Source organism: Bilophila sp. 4_1_30 (assembly GCF_000224655.1).
Lineage (GTDB): Bacteria > Desulfobacterota > Desulfovibrionia > Desulfovibrionales > Desulfovibrionaceae > Bilophila > Bilophila wadsworthia.
Genome location: NZ_JH114232.1, coordinates 585,745 through 594,835, shown reverse-complemented (window position 1 = coordinate 594,835; position 9,091 = coordinate 585,745). Strand labels below are relative to the sequence as shown.

Here is a 9,091-nt window from a genome sequence, read left to right as displayed (position 1 = left end):
CTCTCCCTCCCAAGACTTTCACGCTTATCGAATCCCCGCTTGCGGCCTTCCCCAGTGGCGAAGGGAGGGGCAATCCGCCGGATGTAGGAAAAAGCGGGGCAACGAAAAACCGGGAATGGCCAGCATTCCCGGTTTCCGCAATTGCCCCGGCGGAGGAACGCAAGGGCGAGGTGAACCGCAACATGACATCGTGGGCCGTTTTTACGTTCGGGTGGCAGGTGCCCGCGGACGCAAAATCTGGAAAAAACGGCTCCGAAATGCCTCCTCACACGTTTTCTCAAGAGGTTCACGGGGGAAGGTTTGGGGAGGGTGCATCCGGAAGGAGGCCCTCCCCAAGCGCATCAGCTATTCGCCTTTCACGACCTCAATCTTGCGGGCGGCGGGCTTTTCGGGTTCCTTGCGGGGAATCTCGATGCTCAACACGCCATCCTTGTGGGTCGCGGTGATCTTGTCGGTTTCGACGTCCTCGGGCAGGGAGAGCACACGGCGGAACGAGCCGTATGAGCGCTCCATCCGGTAATAGCCCTTCTTTTCGTCCTTGTCTTCGGTTTCGTTTTTCTTTTCGCCCTCGACAATCAGCATGTTGTCGCGGACTTCGATATTGACCTGATCCTGCGCCACGCCGGGGAGTTCAACCGTGGCTTTGTACGCCGTATCGGTCACGGACAAATCCATATGGGGGATCAGCATATCGGGAGCATTGTCGGCGGACCGGGGGGCCATGCCGGAGAACGCCCTCCACGGCGAGAAGAATCCGCCGAAAAAGTCGCCAAAAAGCCTGTCGATTTCATTGTGGAGCTGATCCACCGGGGTATAGCCCTGCGGGGCAGGGGCGGCTGTGCGGTGAGCAGGGGCGGAAGTGGCGCCATGATGACCGCAACACGAACCAGCATTACGAGTAGTTTCCATAACAACAACCTCCTGTGGATAACTTTTGTAACCAAGAGATAATGCTGTATTCATTCGTGTCAATTCCTGTGTATAAAAATAATGATGTTTCCGGAAAACTGTCCCCGCCAGCATCCGCCGCCGGAGATGATTGACAGGCCCGGTCGACCTGCCTACACTCCGGCTATTCTCAGGGCGGGGTGAAAGTCCCCACCGGCGGTATTCCCCGATTCGGGGAGAGCCCGCGAGCGCCCTCCGCGTGGAGGGGTCAGCAGATCCGGTGGGAAGCCGGAGCCGACGGTAACAGTCCGGATGAAAGAGAAATGGACAGCCGGCGCATTCATGCGCCGCGAGAGCCTCAACATGCACAGCTCCCGGGCTGCGGCGTTATGCCGTGGCGCTCCTGTCTGTCGCCCTGATGCTGCACATCCAACACGTTGGAGATCGTCATGAGCCAGCATCAGTTCACCACCACCCGCAATGAGCGCGTAGAAGCCGCCGTCGCCGCCGTCCGCAAAGGCCGGGGCGTCCTTGTCGTGGACGACGAGGACCGAGAAAACGAAGGCGACATCATCTTCTCCGCCGCCTCCATCACCCACGAGCAGATGGCCCTGCTCATCCGCGAATGCAGCGGCATCGTCTGCCTCTGCCTGCCGGAAGACAAGGTCCGCCAGCTCGACCTGCCCCAAATGGTCGCAAACAACACGTGCAAGAACCGCACGGCCTTCACCATTTCCATTGAGGCCGCCGAAGGCGTCACCACCGGCGTTTCCGCCGCCGACCGCGTGAAGACCATCCGCACCGCCATCGCCGACGGTGCCGTCCCCGGCGACTTGAACCACCCCGGCCACGTGTTCCCCCTGTGCGCGAGATCCGGCGGCGTGCGCGAGCGCGCCGGGCACACCGAAGCCAGCGTGGATCTCATGCGCCTTGCGGGGCTGCCGCCCTACGGCGTCTTGTGCGAGCTGACCAATCCCGACGGCACGATGGCCCGGCTCCCCGAGATCATGGCCTTCTCCCAACTGCACGATATGCCCGTCCTTCAGGTACGGGACTTGATCGAGTACATGGAACACTAACCAAGGAAACGTTCCCATGAACAACGCCATTCCGTTCCGCGCCGTGATGGACGTGCTGGATCGGCTCGAATCCGAAGCCGCCGGAGGCGCCCCCGTCTGCGTCGCCATCGTCAACCGCACGGGCAAGCTCGCCGCCTTCCTCAGTCTGGACGGCACCCCCGAACGCGCCGAAGCCATCGCCCGGAGCAAGGCATATACCGCCATGCGCATGGAATCGACCACGCAGGCATTCCACGACCGCCTCATCCGGGAAAACCTCTCCATCGCGGACTTCTGCGATCCGGATTTTTCCACGCTGCCCGGAGGCGTGCCCGTATTCGACGAAACCGGGTGCTGCATCGGCGGCGTCGGCATCAGCGGCAGAAAACCGCAGGAAGACGCCGAACTCGCCGAACGTCTGGCCCAAAAGCTCATGGGAAAGGAATAGAGCGGCAATCGAAGGGACGGCGGGCAAAAGGGCAAGCCATCCTTACTTTTTCAATTCATATTGATGACAACCTCTCCGTAGCGGGCCGGGAAAGCATTTCCGGCCCGTTTCTCGTATCCCCGCAGGGCTGGCCGACCATCTTTCCATTCGATCAGGAGCCGTTGGAGATTAAGAAGTGATAGCAAGAAAAAAGGACATACCTTATAGTTCCAAGGGGTGCCCGTTCTTGGGAGCCCCCTGCCATCCGGTAACATTTTCTCCGACTTGTGCTAAAAAGAATAAAGGTTCTTTGAGTGAGAACATTGATAATCCCCTCTTGACCAGTCCACGGGTCGATGTCATTCAGGGAAATACCATTGCGTTATTCTTTCTCGTAATGGCGGCGGGCGGCTATGGCCGCCCATGTGAACGGACTGTAACGCTCCGGGGTAAACCCGCCGGAGAAGGGAGGCCCGGAAGGAAAATGCGCGCCGCGCGGCGAGCCCTTTCCCCGAGCCTTTCATGCAATATAAGGAGACCCCAATGAATACCCGCGGCTTTAGCCTCGTGCGCGAGGAAAGGCTTTCCGAAGTTTCCGGCACCGTCAAACTGTGGCGGCACGACGCCACCGGAGCGGAGCTGCTCTCCATAGTCAACAACGACGAGAACAAGTGCTTCGGCGCGACGTTCCGCACCCCCCCGAAAGACTCCACCGGCGTAGCCCATATCCTTGAACACTCCGTCCTCTGCGGCTCGGAAAAATACCCGGTGAAGGAACCCTTCGTCGAACTGCTCAAGGGGTCGCTCCAGACCTTCCTCAACGCCTTCACCTTTCCGGACAAGACCTGCTACCCGGTCGCCAGCGCCAACCTTCAGGATTTCTACAACCTCGTCGACGTCTACCTCGACGCCGTGTTCTTTCCCCGCATCGACGAGAACTGCTTCCAGCAGGAAGGCTGGCACATCGAAGCCGACAGCCCGGCGGGCCCGCTCCGCTACAAAGGCGTGGTCTTCAACGAAATGAAGGGTGTGTACTCCTCGCCGGATTCCGTGCTGGCGGAGCACTCGCAGCAGTCCCTGTTCCCGGACATGACCTACGGCCTCGACTCCGGCGGCAACCCCGAAGTCATCCCCCAGCTTACCTACAAGGCCTTCAAGTCGTTCCACGAGTCGCACTACCACCCGTCCAACACCCGCTTCTTCTTCTGGGGCGACGACCCCGAAGAACGGCGTTTCGCGCTGCTTGAGCCGTACCTGTCGCGCTTCACGGCCCGCGAGACCGACAGCGCCGTGCCGCTCCAGCCGCGCCTCGACGTGCCCCGCCAGCTTGAATTCCCCTATGCCTCCGGCGAAGACGGCGACAAGGGGCATGTGACCCTCAACTGGCTGACGTGCGAAACCGCCGACACGGGCGAACTCCTCGTGCTGGAAATGCTGGAGCACATCCTCCTCGGCCTGCCCGGTTCGCCCCTGCGCAAAGCGCTGATCGAATCCGGCCTCGGCGAAGACCTCACCGGCGGCGGCCTTGAAACGGATCTGCGCCAGACCTTCTTCTCCGTGGGCCTGCGCTCCATCACGCCCGGCACCGCCGAGGACGTGGAAATGCTGATCATGGAAACGCTGGCCGAGCTCGCGGAGAACGGCATCCCCGCCGCAGCCGTGGAAGCCGCCGTGAACAGCGTGGAATTCGACCTGCGCGAAAACAATTCGGGCCGGTTCCCGCGCGGCCTCGCCGCCATGATCCGCAGCCTCGCCACATGGCTGTACGACGGCGACCCCATCGCCCCGCTGGCGTGGGAAAAGCCCCTCGCCGCCCTCAAGGCCCGCCTCGCTTCCGGCGAAAAGGTCTTTGAAGGCGCCATCAGGCGCTGGTTCCTCGACAACGAGCACCGCTCCACGGTCATCCTGACCCCGGACTCCGGCCTCACCGCCGAGCGCGAAGCCGCCGAAGCCGCCAAGCTCCAGCGCATCTACGACGCCCTTTCCGACGAAGACCACAAGGAAATCGTGGCCTGCACCGAAGCCCTGCGCGCCAGCCAGCAGGCTCCGGACAGCCCCGAAGCCCTCGCCGCCATCCCGAGCCTGACCCTCGCGGATCTGCCCCGCGAGAACGTGATCCTGCCCAAGGAAGAAGGCAAGGCGGGCGATCTGGCCATCCTCGCCCATGACATCGACACGTCCGGCATCCTGTATGCGGAAATCCTCTTCCCGCTGGACGCCGTGCCCACCGAACTCCTGCCCCTCGTCCCGCTCATGGGCCGCAGCCTCACGGAAATGGGCACGTCCAGGCGCGATTTCGTGGAGCTCGGCACCCTGCTGGCCTCCAAGACCGGCGGCATGGACGCCGCGCCCCTCGTCGCCACCATGCGCGGCACCCGGATGCCCGTCGCCAAGCTCTGCCTCGGCGGCAAGGCAACGGCGGACAAGGCCGACGACCTGTTCTCGCTCATGGCCGAAGTCCTCACCGACACCAACTTCGACAACCCGCAGCGTTTCACCCAGATGGTGCTGGAGGAACGCGCCCGCCTCGAGCAGTCGCTCATCCCCGCCGGGCACGGCACGGTCATCGCCCGCCTGCGCGCGGCCTACAGCCTTGCCGGGCAGATCAGCGAAGCCATCGGCGGCATCACCTACCTTGAAGCCATCCGGGCCCTGTCCGAGCGCGTGGTCAGCGACTGGGACAGCGTGCGCGCGGATCTCGAAATCCTGCGCGGCCTCATCCTCAACCGTCAGGACGCCATCCTCAACCTCACCGCCGACGCGGACACCCTCGCCGCCGTGCAGCCTTACGCCGCCGCGCTCGGCCGCGCCCTGCCCACGGCTTTCTCCGTGCCGCTGGAACGCGAACCGCTCAAGGCCGCGACGAACGAAACCCTCATCGTGCCCGCGCAGGTCAACTACGTCGGGAAGGGTTGCAACATCTATGATCTCGGCTATACGTGGCACGGTTCCGCGCACGTCATCACCCGGCATCTGCGCATGGGCTGGCTGTGGGATCAGGTCCGCGTGCAGGGCGGCGCGTACGGCGCGTTCTGCGCGCTCGATCGCATGAGCGGCTCATTGGCGCTGGTTTCCTACCGCGACCCCAATGTCGAAAAGACCCTCGCCACCTACGACGCGACCGCCGATTACCTGCGGAAGCTGGATCTTTCCGACCGCGACCTGACGCTTGCCATCGTGGGGGCCATCGGAGATCTCGACACCTATCTCCTGCCCGACGCACGGGGAGCCGCGTCGCTGTCCCGCCACCTGACGGACGACCGCGACGATCTGCGCCAGCAGATGCGCGAGGAGATACTCGGCACGACCCGCCGCCACTTCACGGAATTCGCCGACGTCATGGCTGAAGCGGCCAAAGCCGGGACGGTATGCGTCCTCGGCGGCTCCGCAGCCGAAAACGCGGCCACGGAACATGGCTGGACGAAGAAAAAAGTCCTGTAACCGCCCATGACGCGGCCCGGAAAACAATGTTTCCGGGCCGCGTCCGGCGACGTCCTCTGCAACACCGGCAAGCCTTCCGCCGGAGTCGTCGTATAGGAGAAGTCATGGAAACAAAAGGGATTGCCCCCGCCACTCCCGCCACAGAACGCCGCCAGCGCACGCCTCTCGCCATTACCCGCGAACGGGTTCTCGGCATCGCGGAACAGATGTTCCGCCAAAGCGGTGTTCAGGCCGTAAGCGTCGACGCCATCGCACAGGCCGCAGGCATCAAAAAAATGACACTTTACCGCTGCTTCCCTTCCAAGGAAGAGCTGGTCATGGCCTGCATGGACCAGTGGGAAGCCGCATTCCGGAGGATTTGGGAACAGGCGCAGGATCAATATCCCAATGAATCCGCCCGGCAGCTTCTGGCGTTTTTCCAGTCCATTTACGAACTGGTTTCCCAGCCCGGATACAGCGGCAACGTGTTCATGCACCTGATGACCGATTATACCGACCCGGAGCATCACATCTGCGTGCGCGTGCGCGAACAGCGGGCTTCCTTGCGGGCGGACGTGCGGAATCAGCTCGTCAAGGCGGAAGCTTCCGACCCCGACCAGCTTGCCGATACCTATTGCCTGCTGCTTGAAGGGCTTTTTACCGCGGCCCGGACCCACGGGTTCGACAGCGGGCCTGTCCGCAGCGCCCCCGCCATCGCCGAAAAAACGCTTCGCCAAGGCTGCGGCTCCCGTGCGTTCCCGCCCGAACCGCGCCGGTTCCGCCGCTGGTAGGAGCGTTTCACAAGAAACGCTGTTCCTTGTAAAAAACGGTTTCGCATCGGACGTGCCCGATGCGAAACCGTTTTCTCGCGTATATGCCTCCACAAAGGTAAAAAACGCTAACGCCAAAAAAATCTGCTTTTCATATTTGCTATATAGACGCCGAGCAGTATTATGAGCGTTCCATAACATTGCATAGCTGAAAATTTTTCATCGAGTATAAAAACTCCAGCCAATACGGATACCGCTGTTGATATGCCTACAAACGATGAGGCTTTGTTCGTTCCAATAGATGATATCGATATATTAAACAATACAAAAGATATAACAGAAGATACGATCCCAAGATATACAATAGAAAATAGGAAAACCGTATTTTGAAACGGCAACATTAACAAATCAACGACAGTACCTGCAGCTATACTTTTTGCTATCGCCATAGTAGCAAAAAAGCAGGCTCCACACGCAATCATGACGTATGTCTTTTCAATACTTGTTGTTTTATCCGCTTTTTCAGCAGAAACGCAGTATAGACTATAAGATAATACGGCCATACATAGCATTATATAGCCAATCCCGCTGAAAGAAGACTCGAATCCTTTTGCAGTTACACAAACAATCACTCCAACTACTGTTAAGCAAATACCGGAAGTTTGAAACCTTGTTGGTTTTTTCTGTAAAAAAAGAATTGATGCGACGAGCGAAGCTATTGGAATACAAGCAATTATAGATCCACTCTCTGAAGCCGTCGTCATCTGTATCCCAAACGTCTCGCATGTAAAATAGGCTATCGGTTGAAGAGCGGCTATCTTTAGCAAAGATGAGAAGTGTTTTTTCTTTATGTTTATATTTATATATCCTGTAATCAACAAAATATTCATCATGATGAACGCCAATAAAAAGCGCCACCCCAATAATGTTACGGCATCGACGTCTGATGTTATTTTCTTTGTAAATAAATAACTAAGGCCAAAAAGGATTTCGCATGACACAGCACATACGCATCCAATAATAGTCTTTTTTTGTATCTCGGTCATTCCAGATCTTCCAGATCGAGCGCTACCGCTTTTCTGCGCCCTGCCCGTCGCCCACTATGCTTGGGTTACTTGTCAGGAATCATCCAGATCCAGCCCCTGTGGGAGGCGGGAGGCTACTTCCCTTGCCGACGCCTCCGGGTAACCGTTTCGCCGCCCACGCCCCAGTTGTCCGTATCCACCTCGTCGATGACGACGACCGTGGTGGCCGGATTTTTCCCCAAGACGCGCACGAGCAGTTCCGTCGCCCCCTTGATGAGTTCCGCTTTCTGCTCGGCGGTCGGCGTGCCGTTTTCCCTCGTCACCCTGATATTGACGTAAGGCATGAGGCGGCCTCCTATTTCTTCATATCCCAGAGCGTGCCGATAAAATCGGTGAGCGCCTGCCGGTTGATGCCCGCGGGCGGATAAGGGAGCTTTTCCTTGGGCCGTGGGAGCTCCACGCCGCCGTTTTTGGGATCGCCGTTCAACAGGCGGAAGGATTCCAGCGCCCGGGCCTCAAAGGCCGTCAGCAGGGGGATATTGTCCTCAAGCGGCATATCGGAGGGCGCGGGAAGGGGCTCGCGGTACTCGACGATGAGCTTGGCCTTGTAGAACCAGAGTATAAAGGTAAAGCGGCGAACAAGGCTGCCGTTCTCCCACAGTGCCGGTTCGTCGGAAGCCCACGGGTCATCCTTCGCGTCCAAAACATAGGTGTCCGCGAATCCGGAAAAACCGTCGATATCCTGCTTCTTGTGCCTGATCGCGGGGAAACCGAGATCCGGTTCCACAGGCCACGTCTCGTCGTTCTGGGAAACCGCCAGAAGCGCTACAAAATGCGCCGGAGCAGCCTGCGGGCCCTCATGGTTGTACAGGGCATACACGGCCTGTACCGATGTCGCCTGGAGCATACTGTTCTGCACCGAAGGCGAAAGATCCACGCGCCGGGCGTCGACGGAGGCAAAATCGGCGGCGGGCTTCACGGCCACGGCGGGACGGGCGGGCGATACCAGCATACCGTCGGCCACGCCCCGGATAAGCCCGCTTTTGGCGTTCATGCCGACAAAGGCCGCCAACGCGATGACCAAAATGGGAATGATGATTTTGAACATCTGCTGTCTCCACTCAGAAATGCCGAAGCGGATCACGCCGCTTCGCCGTCAGGCAAGCCGCCTGTTTCCAAACGCCGCATAGGGCCCCGCCGGTGCGGTATTGCCACTCACGCCCCAAAAGCGTCAGGGGAAGGCGTCGCGGGACACACGGGAGCAAGCCTCTCCGCCGTTCGGAAAGGCTCTTCCCTCTGCTGCCTTACCACTTCACGCCCGGTTCCTCGTGGAACGCGGCGCGATGGCGGGCGGCGAAATCCTCATAGGTAAACACATGCTCCTGCGTGCCCTGATGCTCGATGCAGTAGCTGGCGCACGTCGCGCCGAGCCGGGCGGAAGCGGGCACGTCAAGGCCGTGCAGGAGGCCCTTGAGCAGGCCGGAGCGGAACGAATCGCCCGCG

Annotated in this window: 9 protein-coding genes and 1 riboswitch; of the genes, 4 read left to right on the top strand and 5 right to left on the bottom strand. The window is 60.0% G+C overall.

All coding sequences use genetic code 11. The annotated features are described in order from the left end of the window. Window positions 1-345 precede the first annotated feature (345 nt). A complete protein-coding gene (locus HMPREF0178_RS09265) occupies window positions 346-909 on the bottom strand; it encodes an Hsp20/alpha crystallin family protein (RefSeq protein WP_009380393.1) in 564 nt (187 codons plus the stop codon). Window positions 910-1,070: 161 nt separating this feature from the next. Further along, window positions 1,071-1,216, top strand: a riboswitch (FMN riboswitch). A gap of 121 nt (window positions 1,217-1,337) precedes the next feature. Here HMPREF0178_RS09265 and ribB point away from each other — a divergent pair. From ribB to HMPREF0178_RS09245, 4 genes are all read left to right on the top strand, one after another. Next, the gene (gene ribB / locus HMPREF0178_RS09260) at window positions 1,338-1,967 is read left to right on the top strand and encodes a 3,4-dihydroxy-2-butanone-4-phosphate synthase (RefSeq protein WP_009380392.1); all 630 of its coding nucleotides are present in this window, start codon (window positions 1,338-1,340) and stop codon (window positions 1,965-1,967) included. A gap of 16 nt (window positions 1,968-1,983) precedes the next feature. Further along, on the top strand, window positions 1,984-2,394 hold the full coding sequence (locus HMPREF0178_RS09255; RefSeq protein ID WP_009380391.1) for a heme-binding protein: 411 nt from the start codon (window positions 1,984-1,986) through the stop codon (window positions 2,392-2,394). Between the two features lie 522 nt (window positions 2,395-2,916). Continuing rightward, window positions 2,917-5,814 carry an insulinase family protein gene (locus tag HMPREF0178_RS09250; protein ID WP_009380390.1) on the top strand — a complete coding sequence of 966 codons (2,898 nt, stop codon included), beginning with the start codon at window positions 2,917-2,919 and terminating at the stop codon, window positions 5,812-5,814. A 104-nt stretch (window positions 5,815-5,918) separates the two neighbouring features. Then, window positions 5,919-6,584, top strand: coding sequence for a TetR/AcrR family transcriptional regulator (locus HMPREF0178_RS09245; RefSeq protein WP_009380389.1), 666 nt, complete (start codon window positions 5,919-5,921; stop codon window positions 6,582-6,584). 107 nt (window positions 6,585-6,691) lie between these two features. On the opposite strand, the gene HMPREF0178_RS20985 is transcribed toward HMPREF0178_RS09245, so the two are convergent. The 4 genes from HMPREF0178_RS20985 to HMPREF0178_RS09230 form a co-directional block, all read right to left on the bottom strand. Next, window positions 6,692-7,609, bottom strand: coding sequence for a DMT family transporter (locus tag HMPREF0178_RS20985; protein WP_009380388.1), 918 nt, complete (start codon window positions 7,607-7,609; stop codon window positions 6,692-6,694). Window positions 7,610-7,722: 113 nt separating this feature from the next. Beyond that, window positions 7,723-7,932 (bottom strand): 4-oxalocrotonate tautomerase family protein, encoded by a 210-nt coding sequence (locus HMPREF0178_RS09240; protein ID WP_005028286.1) that lies wholly within the window; start codon window positions 7,930-7,932, stop codon window positions 7,723-7,725. Window positions 7,933-7,943: 11 nt separating this feature from the next. Continuing rightward, window positions 7,944-8,696, bottom strand: a complete 753-nt coding sequence (locus tag HMPREF0178_RS09235; RefSeq protein ID WP_009380387.1) for a DUF4851 domain-containing protein — start codon at window positions 8,694-8,696, stop codon at window positions 7,944-7,946. A 196-nt stretch (window positions 8,697-8,892) separates the two neighbouring features. Continuing rightward, window positions 8,893-9,091 (bottom strand): PfkB family carbohydrate kinase (locus HMPREF0178_RS09230; protein ID WP_009380386.1); only part of this gene is annotated, 199 nt, incomplete at its 5' end.

Excerpts from the sequence above, each read along its gene's own strand:
- HMPREF0178_RS09265 (WP_009380393.1), bottom strand. The coding sequence starts at position 909 with ATGGAAACTACTCGTAATGCTGGTTCGTGTTGCGGTCATCATGGCGCC.
- ribB (WP_009380392.1), top strand. The coding sequence starts at position 1,338 with ATGAGCCAGCATCAGTTCACCACCACCCGCAATGAGCGCGTAGAAGCC.
- HMPREF0178_RS09255 (WP_009380391.1), top strand. The coding sequence starts at position 1,984 with ATGAACAACGCCATTCCGTTCCGCGCCGTGATGGACGTGCTGGATCGG.
- HMPREF0178_RS09250 (WP_009380390.1), top strand. The coding sequence starts at position 2,917 with ATGAATACCCGCGGCTTTAGCCTCGTGCGCGAGGAAAGGCTTTCCGAA.
- HMPREF0178_RS09245 (WP_009380389.1), top strand. The coding sequence starts at position 5,919 with ATGGAAACAAAAGGGATTGCCCCCGCCACTCCCGCCACAGAACGCCGC.
- HMPREF0178_RS20985 (WP_009380388.1), bottom strand. The coding sequence starts at position 7,609 with ATGACCGAGATACAAAAAAAGACTATTATTGGATGCGTATGTGCTGTG.
- HMPREF0178_RS09240 (WP_005028286.1), bottom strand. The coding sequence starts at position 7,932 with ATGCCTTACGTCAATATCAGGGTGACGAGGGAAAACGGCACGCCGACC.
- HMPREF0178_RS09235 (WP_009380387.1), bottom strand. The coding sequence starts at position 8,696 with ATGTTCAAAATCATCATTCCCATTTTGGTCATCGCGTTGGCGGCCTTT.